General features: G+C 68.0%; 16 protein-coding genes. 13 read left to right on the top strand and 3 right to left on the bottom strand.

Features of this window, described 5'->3' with window-relative positions; genetic code table 11:
* Nucleotides 1-28: 28 nt before the first annotated feature.
* From ACL9RL_RS17785 to ACL9RL_RS17760, 6 genes are all read left to right on the top strand, one after another.
* A complete protein-coding gene (locus tag ACL9RL_RS17785; RefSeq protein WP_422781624.1) occupies nucleotides 29-577 on the top strand; it encodes a PadR family transcriptional regulator in 549 nt (182 codons plus the stop codon).
* Nucleotides 574-1,980, top strand: coding sequence for an alpha/beta hydrolase (locus ACL9RL_RS17780; protein ID WP_422781623.1), 1,407 nt, complete (start codon nucleotides 574-576; stop codon nucleotides 1,978-1,980). Before ACL9RL_RS17785 ends, ACL9RL_RS17780 begins: the two co-directional genes overlap by 4 nt.
* Before the next feature lie 150 nt (nucleotides 1,981-2,130).
* Nucleotides 2,131-2,709 (top strand): hypothetical protein, encoded by a 579-nt coding sequence (locus tag ACL9RL_RS17775; protein WP_422781622.1) that lies wholly within the window; start codon nucleotides 2,131-2,133, stop codon nucleotides 2,707-2,709.
* An 8-nt stretch (nucleotides 2,710-2,717) separates the two neighbouring features.
* Complete coding sequence (locus tag ACL9RL_RS17770; protein ID WP_422781621.1) at nucleotides 2,718-3,542, top strand: hypothetical protein; 825 nt, start codon at nucleotides 2,718-2,720, stop codon at nucleotides 3,540-3,542.
* 86 nt (nucleotides 3,543-3,628) lie between these two features.
* Entirely contained in the window at nucleotides 3,629-3,829 is a 201-nt protein-coding gene (locus ACL9RL_RS17765; RefSeq protein ID WP_422781620.1) for a histidine ammonia-lyase, read from the top strand.
* 231 nt (nucleotides 3,830-4,060) lie between these two features.
* Complete coding sequence (locus tag ACL9RL_RS17760; protein WP_422781619.1) at nucleotides 4,061-4,471, top strand: DUF6855 family protein; 411 nt, start codon at nucleotides 4,061-4,063, stop codon at nucleotides 4,469-4,471.
* Nucleotides 4,472-4,647: 176 nt separating this feature from the next.
* Here ACL9RL_RS17760 and ACL9RL_RS17755 read toward each other — a convergent pair whose 3' ends face one another.
* Nucleotides 4,648-5,352 carry a GntR family transcriptional regulator gene (locus ACL9RL_RS17755; protein ID WP_422781618.1) on the bottom strand — a complete coding sequence of 235 codons (705 nt, stop codon included), beginning with the start codon at nucleotides 5,350-5,352 and terminating at the stop codon, nucleotides 4,648-4,650.
* 145 nt (nucleotides 5,353-5,497) lie between these two features.
* On the opposite strand from ACL9RL_RS17755, the gene ACL9RL_RS17750 reads away from it, so the two are divergent.
* The 7 genes from ACL9RL_RS17750 (at nucleotide 5,498) to ACL9RL_RS17720 (ending at nucleotide 12,955) form a co-directional block, all read left to right on the top strand.
* Nucleotides 5,498-6,520, top strand: a complete 1,023-nt coding sequence (locus ACL9RL_RS17750; RefSeq protein ID WP_422781617.1) for an autoinducer 2 ABC transporter substrate-binding protein — start codon at nucleotides 5,498-5,500, stop codon at nucleotides 6,518-6,520.
* Nucleotides 6,521-6,532: 12 nt separating this feature from the next.
* Complete coding sequence (locus ACL9RL_RS17745) at nucleotides 6,533-8,074, top strand: sugar ABC transporter ATP-binding protein (RefSeq protein ID WP_422781616.1); 1,542 nt, start codon at nucleotides 6,533-6,535, stop codon at nucleotides 8,072-8,074.
* Nucleotides 8,067-9,029, top strand: a complete 963-nt coding sequence (locus tag ACL9RL_RS17740) for an ABC transporter permease (protein ID WP_422781615.1) — start codon at nucleotides 8,067-8,069, stop codon at nucleotides 9,027-9,029. Before ACL9RL_RS17745 ends, ACL9RL_RS17740 begins: the two co-directional genes overlap by 8 nt.
* Complete coding sequence (locus tag ACL9RL_RS17735) at nucleotides 9,026-9,982, top strand: ABC transporter permease (protein ID WP_422781614.1); 957 nt, start codon at nucleotides 9,026-9,028, stop codon at nucleotides 9,980-9,982. The genes ACL9RL_RS17740 and ACL9RL_RS17735 overlap by 4 nt, the downstream gene beginning before the upstream one ends.
* Nucleotides 9,979-10,965 (top strand): carbohydrate kinase family protein, encoded by a 987-nt coding sequence (locus ACL9RL_RS17730; RefSeq protein ID WP_422781613.1) that lies wholly within the window; start codon nucleotides 9,979-9,981, stop codon nucleotides 10,963-10,965. Before ACL9RL_RS17735 ends, ACL9RL_RS17730 begins: the two co-directional genes overlap by 4 nt.
* A complete protein-coding gene (locus tag ACL9RL_RS17725) occupies nucleotides 10,962-12,035 on the top strand; it encodes an ADP-ribosylglycohydrolase family protein (RefSeq protein ID WP_422781612.1) in 1,074 nt (357 codons plus the stop codon). The genes ACL9RL_RS17730 and ACL9RL_RS17725 overlap by 4 nt, the downstream gene beginning before the upstream one ends.
* Nucleotides 12,036-12,103: 68 nt before the next feature.
* Entirely contained in the window at nucleotides 12,104-12,955 is an 852-nt protein-coding gene (locus tag ACL9RL_RS17720) for a BtpA/SgcQ family protein (protein ID WP_422781611.1), read from the top strand.
* A gap of 183 nt (nucleotides 12,956-13,138) precedes the next feature.
* Here ACL9RL_RS17720 and ACL9RL_RS17715 read toward each other — a convergent pair whose 3' ends face one another.
* Nucleotides 13,139-14,269 (bottom strand): LacI family DNA-binding transcriptional regulator, encoded by a 1,131-nt coding sequence (locus ACL9RL_RS17715; protein ID WP_422781610.1) that lies wholly within the window; start codon nucleotides 14,267-14,269, stop codon nucleotides 13,139-13,141.
* 78 nt (nucleotides 14,270-14,347) lie between these two features.
* Nucleotides 14,348-14,986: a heme utilization protein gene (locus ACL9RL_RS17710; RefSeq protein ID WP_422781609.1), complete on the bottom strand. Its 639-nt coding sequence runs from the start codon at nucleotides 14,984-14,986 to the stop codon at nucleotides 14,348-14,350.

The raw sequence follows: 14,986 nt of genomic DNA, 5'->3' as shown, positions 1-14,986 counted from the left end.
ACCTCTGCCAGAGGTATACGATGAAGGCATGACATCGCTCTCGCCAACGGCGCACACGATCCTCGGCTACCTCGCCTCGCATCCGAGAAGCGGCTACGAGATCAAGCAGGCTGCATCGCGGAACCCGTTCTGGGGCATCAGCGACGGGCAACTGTACCCGCAGTTGCGTTCGCTTGCGGATGCGCTGCTGATCGAGTCCGATGGCGCAGACGCACCGCGTGGCAAGACCGTTTGGCGCATCACCGCAGCAGGACGGGACGAGTTGCTGGGCTGGCTGCGGAGCGACTCCGCACCGGTGGCCGTCCGAGACGAGAATCTCGTGAAGCTGCTCTTCGCCGCCCGAGTCGACCACGACGCCGCGAAACGCCTCCTCCATGAGCGACGGCGGCAGTTCGAATTCTTCCGAGACGCCGCCGCCGCGAGCACCCCCGGTGCGACGTGGACTGCGCACGAGCGGGCGTCGGCAGCTTCGGTCCCAGAGCTCGTCCGCGACTACGGCCTCGCCTATGCCGAAACGGCGCTGGCATGGTGCGACCGGGCGCTCTCCGCCATCGACGAGGCTGGGACGGACCGATGACCGCCCGCCTGCGTCCTGCACGGATCACCTTCGCGCGGATCCTCTTCCTCCTCGGCGGAACGATCAGTGTCATCAACGGCGCCATCGAACTCGGCCCCGACGCCAGACCCGAGGATCAGGCAACCGGTTGGCCGCTCATCATCGCCGGCGTGGGCGCACTCATCATGGTCGTCCTCCTGCGGCGTCCACGCCCATGGTTGCCGGCCGCGGCGGCAGTCTCGGGCGGTCTGATGATCGCGGTGAGGATCGCGCAGACGATTGTGATCGAATCGCCAGCCCTCCTCGTCACGTGCATCCTCCCCGCCTTCGCCGCATGGTCGCTGCTGCGCCCGGCCGGACGTGAATGGGCGTCGACGACGACGTCGGACTGGACGGCCCGCGTTGCTGCGGTCCGCCGGGAACGCGCCCGTCACGGTGCTGTCCGCCGCACCCTCGCCGGCGTCGGCGCCGTGGGACTCGTCGCCGTCGCACTCGTGGCCGTCACCGGGGCAGGGGTCGGCGCGGCACTTGCACCATGCAACCTGCCGGCATCCGCGGCGACGAGCGGCCTCGTCACCGAGTCCGGGCCCGCGTCCGCCCACAAACCGACCGGGTCCATTCGAGCGACGGACGGGACGCGGCTGGCATTTACCGCGTTCGTCCCAGCCAATCCCGTCGCGAGCGTGCTGTTCTACCACGGCTCCGGCGCGAACGCAGCCGCCGGCTACCTGCCCATCGGACGGACTCTGCAGCAGCAGGGGATTGCGGTGTATCTGTTCGACATCCGCGGGCACGGCGCCTCAGGCGGTCCACGCGGAGACACCCCGAGTACCACGCAGCTGGAGCAGGACACCGCAGATGCGTTCGCGTATGTCCGTCACCAGCAGCCCGACGTCCCGGCGTTCATCGGCGGGCATTCGGCCGGAGCCGGTGTCGTGCTGAACAGTGCCCACCTCTTCGGGTCCGCGCCGGCCGGCTACGTCTTCCTCGCCCCCGATTTCGGACTGCATTCCGGAACCGAACGGCAGGACAATGCGTCGAACTTCGCAACGATCTGTCAGCGTCCACTGATCGCTGCGACCGTGACGAACGGCCTCCTCGGAGCACACACCGATGCGGTCGCCTTCGCCTACACGGCCGAGCAGGTCCGATCCGGCCTCGTTTCCCACTACACGGCGGCGATGGCGATCGCGCAGAATGCGGACGACAGTGCTGAGGTACTCGCAGGCTTGCACGCACCGGTCGGCGTCTGGATCGGCGCCGATGATGAAGTGTTCGATCCATCAGCGGTGACGCGCTTCGCGCACGAGCACGGCGGCAGCAACGTAACGACTGATGTCGTCCCCCAAGCGACACACCTCGGGATCCTCGACGACAGCGCACCGATGGGGCACTGGATCCTCGAGCACACGAAGCAGCGCTGAGACGAACGGTACGTGCACGGGCCCCGCGGAAGTAGCGGATGTGCGGATCGTCAGCGCTAGCAGCGCCTGATCCCTCTGACACAACCGTCTTCACAGCGCGATCGACTTCGTCGAGCGTCTGCAGTCCCACGAGCTGAGAGAATCGAGCGTATGCGCCGCGTCTCTCTCCTCGCCCTGCTCGTGACGAGCATCATCGTGCTCACCGGGTGTGCGCAGTCGATCGACGAGCGTCGCGCAGACGTGCAGGCGACCATCGAGAGCATCGAGGGGGTCGACGTTGCACAGGTCAGCGGCTTCCAGGTCAGCATCGCAGCCGATGAGGGCTTGAGCCCTGAGGAGGCATCGAAGGTTCTGCGGCAGGTGCGGGCGGTGGTGGTCGAGCTCGATGATCCGATCGCCCCCGCCTACCTCACCGTCGGATTCTCTGGGCCATCCGATCGGCGTTGGCTGGCGGAATGGAGATTCGGCGCGCTCTCCGAAGACGGGTTCGATCAGCAAGCAGACTTCGTCGCCAGCCTGTCGCAGTGGAACGGGATCAACGCTGCAGATGCGCCGTTCTCGAAAATCAGACTCGAAGTCAGCGAGCCGGACCCGGATCAGTTCGTGTCGATCCAGGCGTACCAGATGACCGGCAGCACCTCCGATGAGGTGCGCGCCGATCTGCTTGGCCTGTGGGTCGAGAGCGGCGGCGATCCCGACGTCTACATCCACTGGCGTGGTCGCGGATGAGAGCGAGCATGCTCAGACGTCCGACACTCGCATTCGCCGCGGTCGTCGGCCTGGCGTTGGCAGTGACCGGCTGCAGTACGACGGGATCCGCTCAACGAGACCTCGCCGCACGGTTGGACGACCTCGACGGCGTCACCTCCACGACGTACACGCTCACGGACAGCATCTTCCAGCTGCCGGTGCACTTCCTGAAGATCATCGTCGCCACGGATCTCAGCGCCGAGGATGCACAACGAATCGCGCACGAGAGCTGCAATCCGACCATCGAGATCAGCAATCTCACCGTCACGACGAACGACGACACCCTCGCCCCACGAGCCGTCGTGACCAGCCAGAACGGAGTCGACACCACCTCGTGCATGGACGAGAACGAGCTCGTCGCTTTCTCCCTCGCCAGTGATGTCATGAACAAACTCGGCCCCGACTACGACGGTCGCTTCAGCGTGTTCCTCGGAGGCCTCGACGGCACGATTCCCGACGCGCTCTCCGTTCGAACGTTCGCCAGTGATCGCACCCGCCTGGTCGACGCCCTCCGCGCCCTGCACAACCGCTATCACGGCCCGATCGACTTCACCGGAAAATGGGCGAAGAGTGGCGATGAGTACCTGCCCTCGCTCCCGGAATTCGCCGCGCAACTCACTGACGACGCCGATCTCGACACGCTCACGCCGCTCATCGGACGCGCTTTCGACCTCGGCGTCGGCGACATCGCGGTGAACGACTCCACACTGTCCGTCGAGATCACTGATGACACCGCTCCAGGGGCCGAGGCGGCACTCCGTGCCATCGCAGACGCGGCGGGCATCACCCTCACCGCCACCGTGCCCCAGTAGCTGCCGCCGACCTCCTGCATCGCGTACGCTGATGGCATTCTCGGAACCCGACCGCGACGGTCGGCTGCTGCGTGAGGAGACACACGATGGGCATCGCATTCCCGACGGGGACGGTCTCGGTCAGGACCGCGGATGGCGACATCGTCATCCTGCGCATCTGCGATCTGTGCGGAGCGGCTGTCATCGAAGCCGACGAAACCGATCTTGCGTTCCACAAGCGCTGGCACCGGATCACCGGTTCCGGCAACTGGGTCGACCCCGAGACCGGGAAGCACCACGGTCCGTGAACCCGTTTCTTCCGGGCGCGTCGTCCGACTGAAGGCCGATGCCTGCGGCCCGACGCCCAAGCTCATTCCGTCGACAACTGACAGCTCGCGAGCTGGCGGTTGTGGCTGGTTTCAGGTGGGTCAGAGCAGCCACAAGTGACAGTTCGCGAGCAAGTCGCGGCGCTGCGAAAAGCCATCGTCTGGTGCAGCCCAATTCCTTGCGGACTTCGGTCAGGCGAGTAGCCTCGCGTCATGACTGACATGACGCCTCGGGACGCAGTGGGCACCTCACTGATCGAGCTGTCCACGGCGCCCGGCTCATCGGCGTACACGGTCCATCGCGATGACGACATCCTCGTGTGTCAAGTCGGATCCACGAAGCTCACGTATCAATTCCGGGCGATCGAGGATCTTGCGGCCTGGCTCGTGGAGCAAGGTGATTGGGTCGCACTCGGCGGGGCGGACGAGGGCAAGACCCCGCCCGCCGGTTCGGTTGAGGCGTGGGGACGTGACGACCAGAATCCCGTGGGCGGGTGGTACGGGCTTCGGAAGGGCTATCGTGGGCGCTTCGGCGTCTACCTGCCGCCACTGCTGGAGCACCTCGGGTTGGTCGAGCTCGAGCACAATCCCCGCAACAACCGCGTCAGAGCAATCCCACGCTGACTCCTCGTCGCTTCCGCCTCAGCTCGCGAACTGTCACTCGTGGCTGGTAAGACGCCGCTCATTCCAGCCACAACTGACCGCTCGCGAGCTGGCGGTCGTGGCTGGTTTCAAGTGTGTCAGAGCAGCCACAAGTGACAGTTCGCGAGCAGGCGGAGACGGCAGACTAGGCGGAGAGACTACTGCGTCAGCTTGACGAAGTACTCGTAGCGGTCGCCGGGCGAATAGCTGCGGACGTACTCGACGGCGCGACCGAAGCGATCGGTCGTCCATCGGTGGATCGTGAGCAGCGGCGAGCCGAGGGGCACTTCGAGCAGCCGTGCGAGTTCCTCGCCGGCTGCTTCGGCACGGATCTTCTCCTCCGCTTCCTTCAGCTGGATGCCGAGCTCCGCCATCACCTCGTACAGCGACTGCTGCTCCTGCAATCGTTCGACCGTGATCGAGCTGCCGATGTCGTCCGGCAGCCAGGACTGCATCACGCTGAACGGCCGCCCCTCGCTCATCCGCACACGACTGACGCGCCACAGGTGCGAGCCGGGGAGGAAGGCGAGCGCGGCCTTCGGCGGGTCCGGATCCGGTGCGATGTCGATGTCGCGGATGCCGGGGGCCATGCCGAGGTCGGTCATGACCTTCGTGAAACTGCGGAGGTCGCCGAGGGTGTGCGTCAGTCCCTGGTTGCTCACAAAGGTGCCGACGCCCTGCTGTTTGCGGACGAGGTTGACGCTCGCGAGCACGTTGAGCGCCTGCCGGATCGTGTTCCGGCTGACCCCGTAGGTGTCCACGAGTTCGAGCTCTCCGGGCAATTGCTGGCCCGCGGCCCACTGCCCGGACCCGATCTGCTCGCGCAGAGAATCGGCTACGCGCTGGTATGCGGGCGTTCCCATTCGACCTCCTCGGACAATTGTACCTACAACCTCTTGCACTTGTACCAACAAGTAGCTACGTTAATGTCTCAACCCAACCTACTGCGGTTGTGTCGGGAGCTGCGTCCCCCCAGCGCCCACCTGAATTCAAAGAGGAATCAACCACATGAATCGTCGCTTGCTCGTGTCCATCGTGGCACTGTCTGCGCTCACGCTCACCATGGCGGGGTGCACCGCTCCCGGATCCGGTTCGGGAAGCTCCGGTGGCGCATCCACCGGCTCCGACAAAGTCGCCTTCGTCTCCCAGGTCGAGGGCATCCCCTACTTCACCGGGTTCAAGGCCGGTGCAGAGAAGGCCGCGAAGGAATTCGGCGTCAGCTACACCCAGGCAGGCCCCGCCACCGCCGATGCGGCCGAACAGAAGCGCATCGTCGACGGCCTCGTCTCCCAGGGCTACAAGGCCATCGCCATCTCCCCGCTCGACCCCACCTCCATGAACGGCTCGATCTCCAACGCCGTGAAGTCCGGCGTCGCCGTCATCACCTCCGACGCAGACGCGCCGAAGAGCGACCGCCAGGTCTTCGTCTCCCAGGCCAGCGACGAACAGCTCGGTGCGACCGTCCTCGACCAGATCGCCGAGCAGATGGGCGGCTCCGGCCAGTACGCGATCGTGTCCGGCGCCCCCGACGCCTCCACCTTCAACGCCTGGACCGATGCTGCACAGGCCGAGGCCTCGAAGAAATACCCGGGACTCGAACTCGTCGGCGGCATCCGCCACACGACGGACAGCGCCGGCGCCCTCACCGAAGCGCAGAACCTCATCACGGCGTTCCCCGACCTCAAGGGCATCATCGCGGTCCCCTCGACCGCCGTCCCCGGCGTCGCGCAGGCCGTGCAGAACGCGGACCGCGTCGGCAAGATCGCCGTCTCCGGCTTCGGCTCCCCCAAGACCGTCGCCCAGTACATCAAGTCCGGCGTGATGAAGTCGAGCGTGCTGTGGAACGTGCAGGACCTCGGCTACCTGACCGTGTGGGCGCAGAAGCAGATCATCGACGGCAAGGACTTCCAGGCGAGCAACGACGTCCCCGGGCTCAAGGAACCCGTCCTGTACGACGCGTCCACGAAGATCCTCCTCCTCGGGAAGCCGACGGTCTTCACGAAAGAGAACGTCGACCAGTTCGACTTCTGAGTCCCAGACATCATGACAACCGCACCCCTGCTGCAGGTCACGGGCATCTCGAAGCGATTCGGGGTGACCCGTGCCCTGGACGGCGTTGATCTCACCATCAGCGCCGGCGAACGCGTCGCCGTGATGGGCGAGAACGGCGCCGGCAAATCCACCCTCATGAAGGTGCTCTCAGGCGTCTACAGCCCCGACTCCGGGACGATCGAGCTCGACGGCGCACCCTACAGCCCAGCTTCCCCCTTCCACGCCCTCGCGGCCGGCATCTCCACCGTGTACCAGGAGCCGGCGGTGTTCGCCCACCTGAGCGTCCTCGAGAACCTCTACGCCGGGGACCTTCCCCGGACGAAGCTCGGCAACGTCGACGACAAGCGCATGAAGCGCGAAGCGGCGGCGCTCCTCGACCGGCTGCGCCTCCCCGCGCGGCTCGCCGGGGCGGACATGGGCGAGCTGTCCCTCGCGGAACAGCAGCTCGTACTCATCGCCCGGGCTGTGAAGAACGACGCGAAGCTCCTCATCCTCGACGAGCCGACCTCGATCCTCACCCACGCGGAGTCCGAGACGCTGTTCTCGCTCGTGGACCAGCTGAGCGCCGCGGGCACCGCCGTGCTCTACATCACGCACCGCTTCGACGAACTCGACAAGGTCGCAGACCGGTTCGTGGTCCTCCGCGACGGCGCCCTCGTCGGCGAGATCGACGTGCCGGACCAGAGTCGCATCCTCGCGATGATGGGCGGCCGATCCAGCTCCAGCGTCGAAGCCAGCGCGGAACTGAACGACACGATCTCCATCCCCACGGTCGTGGAGGACGGCGAACGGGTCCTCTCCATCCGCGGTCTCACGGTCGACGGACGGTTCGAGGACATCTCCCTCGACGTGCACGCCGGCGAGATCGTCGGCCTCTACGGGCTCGTCGGGGCCGGACGGACCGAGGTCGCCCTCACCGTCTTCGGCGTCCTCGAACCCGACGCAGGCACGATGACGCTCTCCGGAACGCCATTCAGCCCCACTGGGCCGGCGGACGCGCTCCGCAACGGCGTCGCCTACCTGCCGGAGGACCGCAAGACGCAGGGCATCCTGCCGTTTATGAACATCCGCGAGAACCTCGTGGCCGCGACGCTCTACAAGCTCACGACCTCCGGATTCATCTCCCGGAAGCGCGAACGCGAGGTGACGAACCGGTGGATGCAGACCCTCGCCGTGAAAGCGGCCGGGACCAACGCACCCATCACCTCGCTCTCCGGCGGCAACCAGCAGAAGGTCCTCCTGGCCCGCGCCGTCGCCACCGAACCGACGCTGCTCATCCTCGATGAGCCCACCCGCGGCATCGACGTGGCGACGAAGACCGACATCCACACCGACATCGGCGCACTCGCCCGCGGCGGAACGGCGATCCTGCTCATCAGCAGCGAACTGCCGGAACTGCTCGGGCTCGCCGATCGGGTGCACGTCCTCCGAGAAGGAAGAATGATCCGCACACTCAGCACCGCCGAGGCGACGGAGGACGCCGTCCTCCGGGCGGCCGTCGGCCTGAGCGATGAGGCGGCACCCGATGCCTAGACTCACGCTCTCCCGCGCACGCCTCCTGCTCCTCCCCGTCCTGCTCATCGCCGAGATCGTCGTCTTCGCGAGCCTGTCCCCTCGGTTCCTCACGGCGGACAACTTCGCGAACATCGTCATCAACGCGTCGGACCTCGCCCTCATCGCGGCCGGGCTCACGCTCGTGATCATCCTCGGCGGGATCGACGTCTCCACCGGCTACGCCGTCGGTGTGGTCGCGTGGATCGCGGCCAAGCTCATGAGCGCCGGACAGCCTGCGATCGTCGTGGTGCTCGTCTCCCTCGTGGCCGGCGCCGTGCTCGGCTCCATCAACGGCCTGCTGACGACCGTCGCGAAGGTGCCTCCGATCATCGCGACCCTCGGGACGGCCGCCGTGTTCCAAACGGCGCTCTTCGCCCTCTGGAACAGCAACGACCTGTTCGCGACGCCGGTCGCCCCGATCCTCTCCGGCCAGCGCTTCCTCGGTGTGCCGATGGTGCTCGCCGTGGTGACCATCGTCTACGCACTCCTCTGGTGGCTCTCGCGCAAGCGCCGCTTCGGCCGGAACGTGTACGCGATCGGCTCCAACCCCGAAGCCGCCTCCCTGTCCGGCATCCGCTCACGACTCGTCGTGTTCGCCTGCTACGGGATCCTCGGACTCCTCGTCGGTCTCGCGGCCACGATCTACGTCGGCCGTGTCGGCGTCGTCCAGGCGTCGACCGGCAACGAGCTCACCCTCCTCGCGATCGCCGCGGTCGTCGTCGGCGGGACGTCGATCCTCGGCGGTGAAGGCAGCGTCCTCCGCACCCTCGGCGGGCTCGCGTTCATCGTCGTCCTCCAGAACGGCATCGTGCTCGCCGGAGTGCCCCCGCTCTGGAACGGCCTCATCATCGGCCTCACGATCCTCCTCGCCGTCAGCGTCGACGTCCTCGCCAAACGGGGCGACAGTCGCAAACTCTTCCGGAGACTCGCATGAACCGCATCTCGCTCACCGATCGCCGACTGTTCCTCGTGGTGCTCATCGTCCTGCTGGGCATCGTCATGTCGTTCCTCTCGCCGTACTTCCTCCGGGCGGACAACCTGCTCTCGATGACCCAGTACGGTGCCGTGCTCGGCCTGCTCGCCCTCGGCCAGACCTTCGTCATCCTCGGCGGCGGAGGCGGCATCGACCTCTCCATCGGGTCCACGATGAGCCTCGCCACGGTCGCGTTCGGGCTCGCCGCGGTGAAGCTCGGCCTGGACCCGTGGGTGGCGGCGGTGGTCGCGATCGCCGCTGGTGCAGCACTCGGTGCCGTCAACGCCTTCCTCATCAACGTGCTCCGGCTGCCACCGCTCATCGCGACCCTCGGGACGCTGTACCTCTACTCCTCCCTCGCGCTCGTCCTCTCTGGCGGCGTCGACATCAACGGCTTCGACCGGTCCGGCTTCGCCTACCTCGGGCAGAGCAAGATCGCCGGCATCCCGTTCCAGGTGCTCTTCGTCCTCGTGCCCGTCTTCATCGTCGCCGCCGTCTACATGGTGCGGACGAGGCAGGGACGGCAGATCTACGAGGTCGGGAACGGCTCCATCACCGCAGCGCTCGCGGGGGTCAACGTCCGCAAGGTGCGCACCTCCCTCTATGTGTACTCGGGGATGCTCGCGGGGCTCGCCGCCGTGGTCAACGCATCGTGGCTGCTCAACGCGAAGCCGACCGCCGGCGCCGGCATGGAGTTGCAGGCCATCACGATCGCCGTGCTCGGCGGCGTGGTCATCACGGGCGGCATCGGCACGGTCCTCGGCACGCTGCTCGGGCTCACGGTCGTCGTGGTGCTGAACTCCGGCCTCCAACTCGCCGGCGTCAGCAACACCTGGCAGATCGGGCTCCTGGGCGCCGTGCTCATCGCGAGCGTCATCCTCAACAACATCGTCGGACGGAGGCGAACACGATGACCGTCCTGACGAACGTCTTCCCGGATCTCGCACGCACGGGGGATCGACCGATCGACCTCCTCGTGGTCGGTGACACGGGAGTCGACCTGCTCGTGCAGGTCGACGAACTCCCCAAACGGGACAGCAAGTCCATCGGCACGAGCCTCGGCATCTTCGCGGGCGGGATGGGCGCGAGCTTCGCGTCCTCCGCCAGGCGTGCTGCAGAGGATCTCGAGATCGCCCTCGTCTCCCGGGTGGGCAGCGATGCCTTCGGGCGGGCCTGCCTGCTCGACCTCGCCGACCAGCGGATCGGCACGGCGCTCGTGGAGACGATGGCGGACGAGATGACCTGGTGGTGCGCCGTCGCGATCGCCGACGACGGCGAGAAATCGCTCCTCGGCGGGCGGTCGCCGGCGAGCCTGCCCGGCCCGGAACAGGTCGACCAAGCGGCGCTCACGAGCGCCCGCTGGCTCCACGTCCTCGGCGACGTGCCCGGCTCCGAGGACATCGTTCGCCGCGCTGCCGATGTCGGCACCCTGACGAGCGTCGACATCGAGGGCAGCTTCGTCCGCACCGACCGCGGACGAGCCGAGGAACTCCTGCGGACCGCCAGCCTGAGCGTGCTCAACGAGGAATCGCTGCACGGCCTCGCCGGCCTCGACGATGTGCACGAAGCGCTCGTCGAACTGCTCGGCCGGAACGAACGGTCATCGGCGATCCTGCTGACACTCGGCACCGCGGGCAGCCTCTTCGCCTGGCGCGCGGAGGACGGCGCGCTCCAGACCATCCGCCAAGCGGCCGAACCCGTCGCCAGGGTCGTCGACACGACGGGCGCCGGCGACTCGTTCGCCGGAGCCTGGGTCGGCCGCGCCCTCGCCGGCGACGACCTGACCCGGGCGCTCGCCACGGCGGCCAGCAGCGCCGCCCTCACCATCACGCACTTCGGTGCACGGCAGGGTGGCCTGCCCAACTGGACCACAACGAACACGAAGGACGCACTGTGACCACGCTCACCACTGACCAGCCCCGCGCGACGGGCGCGACGTACGACCGACTGCACGACAAGATCCTCGGATCGATCGCGACCGCGGTCATCGGCGACGCCCTCGGCGCCCCCACGGAGACCCGCAGCATCGCGCAGATCCGCCAGCTCTTCGGCGGCCGGGTCGAGGAGTTCTTCGCCCCGCTCCCCGACTCCCCCTACTCGCGCGGTCGCAAGGCCGGACAGATCACCGATGACAGCAGCCAGCTCCTGATGCTGGCCCGCGTGATCGTGGATTCCGGCAACCACCTGACGGCCCGCGGGGTCGCCGACATGCTCCTCGAATGGTCGCGGAACGGCGACTACTTCCCGCACTTCGCGGGCCCGTCCACCCGTCGCGCCATCGCACTCCTGAAGGAGGGCGGCGACCCGGAGCAGATCGGCGCGGGCGGCAACGAGGCGACCACGGGTGCGAGCAACGGCAGCGCCATGCGCGTAGGGGTCGTCGGTCTGGCCCACCCCGGTGACGTCCGCGCCGCCGTCGACGACGCGCTCATCACCTGCCGGCCGAGCCACTTCACCTCCCAGGGCGTCGCGGGCGCCGCCGCCATCGCGGGCGCCGTCGCGGCGGCCCTCCCCGACGCGGCGACGATCAACGACGTCGTCCAGGCGTTCCTGTGGAGCGCGGAGGAGGGCGACCGGTTGGGCGCAGAACTCGGCCGCGAGGTCCCCGGCGCGTCGATCAGCGCCCGCGGACGCCGGGCCGTCGAGATCGGCATCGGCGCGCGGAGCCTCGACGAGGCGACCCAGCTGATCTCCCGCGAGATCGGAACCGGCCTCCCCGCCTCCGAAGCGGTCCCCGCCGCCATCGGCTTCTTCGTCGCAGCAGCCGGCGACCCCTGGCTGACGGTCGTCGGCGCGGCCAACGCGGGCGACGACACCGACACCGTCGCGTGCATGGCCGGGTCCATCGCGGGCGCCTATTCGGGCTTCGCGCGCGTGCCCCAGGACAAGTACCAGCAGGTGCTCGCGGCCAACCCCATCGACATCCAGGGCGTCGCCGACGAGCTCTACGCGCTCGTCAGCCGCTGAGCAGCGCGGCCGCCCGGCCATCCATCCGTGATCTCCGAACCACCCTCTCCAACAGAAAGCGAGCAGCCATGAGCGCTCCAGTCGTTATGCCCCCGCGCGCGAGCGCCCTCCAGAACGAATTCGACGTCAGCCACCCCATCGTCGGCGTCGTGCACCTGCGCCCCCTGCCCGGTGCACCCTCCTACGACGGCGAATCCGTCCGGGACATTGCCGCAGCCGGCGTCCGCGACGCCCTCACCCTCGTGAACGGGGGCATCGATGCGGTCATGATCGAGAACGCCTCCGACCAGCCCTTCCTCCGTCCCGACGACATCGGACACGAGACCGTCGCAGCCCTCACCGCCGCCGGCCTGGAGATCCGCAACGCCGTCGACGTGCCGCTCGGCGTCACGTGCGTGGCCAACGGGGCCATCCCCGGCATCGCCGTCGCGAAGGCGATCGGCGCGCGCTGGGTCCGCGTCAACCAGTGGGCGAACGCCTACGTCGCCAACGAGGGGTTCCTCAACGGTGAAGCAGCCAAGGCCCTCCGCTACCGCAACGCGATCGGCGCCCGCGAGGTGCGCATCATGGCCGACGTGCACGTGAAGTTCGGTGCGCACGCGATCACCGCCGACCGGTCGATCGCCGAGCAGGCGACGGACGCCGAATGGCACCTCGCGGACGTCCTCATCGCAACCGGCACCCGCACCGGATCCCCCACCCAGCCGGCCGAGGTGCAGGAGGTGCGTGCGGGGACCAACCTGCCCGTCATCGTCGGCTCCGGCCTCGACCCAGAGCAGCTCCCCTCGCTCTTCGAGGTCGCCGACGGCGCGATCGTCGGCCAGTGGTTGAAGGAGGACGGTCGCTGGTGGAAGCCGGTCGATCCTCGTCGCGTCGAGCGCCTGATGACCGCCGCCCAGGCCTTCCGCACCCGCGCCTAGCCGTTCCCTGTCCCCGTCCCGCCCCGTCCCCGTCCCGCCCCGTCCCCGTCCCGCCCTCAGCTCGCGAGCTGTCACTCGTGGCTGGTCAGACGCCTCCCATTCCAGCCACAACTGACAGCTCGCGAGCTGTCGGTTGTGGCTGGTTTCAGCCGTCCAGAACCGCCACGAGTGACAGCTCGCGGGCTAGACGGGGGCTGTTGTGGCGCCGGGGATGAGGGTGCCGGGGAGGATGTCGTGGATGGGGGCGGCGGAGACGATGGGGGCGGGACCGGTAACAGAGCCAGCAACGGAACCGGCAGCAGGACCGGCGGCGGGAGCGGCCAGGAGCTCTGCCATTCGCTCGATGGTGCGGACGGCGAGCGCCTCGACGGGCAGACGCACCGTCGTCAGCCCGAGCAGATCCGAACCGTGCAGAAGGCCGTCGCACCCGGTCACCGACACGTCCTCCGGCACGCGGATGCCCCGGGCCGCGGCCGCGCGCAGGACCTCCAACTGACGCAGATCCGTCGGGCACATGATCGCACTCACCCGACCGGCGACGACCTCGTCGAGCGCCGCCTCGACGCCATCCGTCTGCGCAACGGCCGGGACGATGCTCAGCACGGCCCCGAGCGACGCCAGCCGGTCAGCCATCGCGACCGCCCGCGACCACTCCGGATACGACACCTCGGCCGATGGTGTGACCACGGCGATCCGCCGGTGCCCCAACAAGAACAGGTGGTCGGCCAGCATCCGGCCATGCAGTTCCTCGTCGTAGGAGACCGCGTTGATCGTGTCGTGCGGTTCCGGACGCCCGGCCCGGATCATCGGCACGTCGCCACTGAACGGAAGGAGCTGTTCGCTCGGGACGTCGCCGGTCGCGATGATGAGTCCGGCGACCCGCATCCCGAGGAGCCGACGCAGCCCGGACATCTGCGCCCGTCCGTCGCCGTCGTGCGTCGCCGTGACGGAGACGAGTTCCATGCCACGCGCGTGCGCCGCCGTCTGCAACGAGTCGAACAGCTGCCCGTACACCGGATTCGTCGAATCCCGCAGCAGCAGACCGATGAGCTTGCTCCGCCCCGCAGCGAGTTCGCTCGCCATCATGTTCGGGACGAAGCCCAGCTCGTCGGCCGCTGCGATGACCCGCTCCCGCGTCGCATCGGACACACGCCCGCTGCCGTACAGGGCACGCGAGACGGTCGCCCGTGAGATGCCGAGGTGGCGGGCGAGGTCGGTCTCGGTGAGGCGGAGCCTCGCGGGAACGGATGCCTCGGACGCATCCGCTGCATCCGCTGCGTCCGCTCCCGTCGTCGACTCGGATCCTGCTGCCACCGTCCACCCTCCGGCCCGAATCGAGGACACGGGAGCGATCGCCCGCCGTCCAGCCCGCCGCAGCGGGTGCCGTCAACTCTAGCGACCCGGTTCTCGGAGATCCCAGGTGTGGACGTGCTCCCAGGTGAGGCTCGTCCACCAGTGACCGGACCAGTCGTCGGAACGGAATCGGTACATCGAGACGTGCTCGGCCGTGAAATCGGTCGACGGCGTGACATCCATCTCTCGGATGAAGGCGTCGATCTCCGGCCGCCGCGACGGCCACACCATCAGTTCGTGCGATGCGAGCGACAGGTGCCCGTTGAAGTGCTCCGCACTGAACTCCTTCACGAGGTATCCGTCGAGCGGGACGGCGAGCGGCGCGAGTGCGGCGTTGACGTCGATCGCGAGTTGCCGGAGCGGGTCGTTCACCGTCCCGTCCGACAACCGGTCGATGTCGTAGGCGACGACGCTGCGGGTCACGATCCCCGAGTTGTGGACGGGGAACTGCGACCGGCCGATGAGCACCGGGTCGAGCGCGGCGACGACCGCGTCGTCACCGGCGACCATCGGCACGGACCCCGCGAGTGTCGCGTGCGGCGGATACGCTCCAGCCGACACGAGGCCGAACTGCCGCTCGATGTGGAAGGTGATCGTGGAGACCGCCATGGACGTGCGGACGTCCGGGCGGAGGTAGACGCCGTACACGGCTGGTTCCGGTGTGTGGGAATCGGTCAT

Source organism: Plantibacter sp. Mn2098, from assembly GCF_049319745.1.
In the GTDB taxonomy this organism is placed as follows: domain Bacteria; phylum Actinomycetota; class Actinomycetes; order Actinomycetales; family Microbacteriaceae; genus Plantibacter.
The sequence above is the reverse complement of the archived record's forward strand: the minus strand, read 5'-3'. Positions and strand labels throughout refer to the sequence as shown.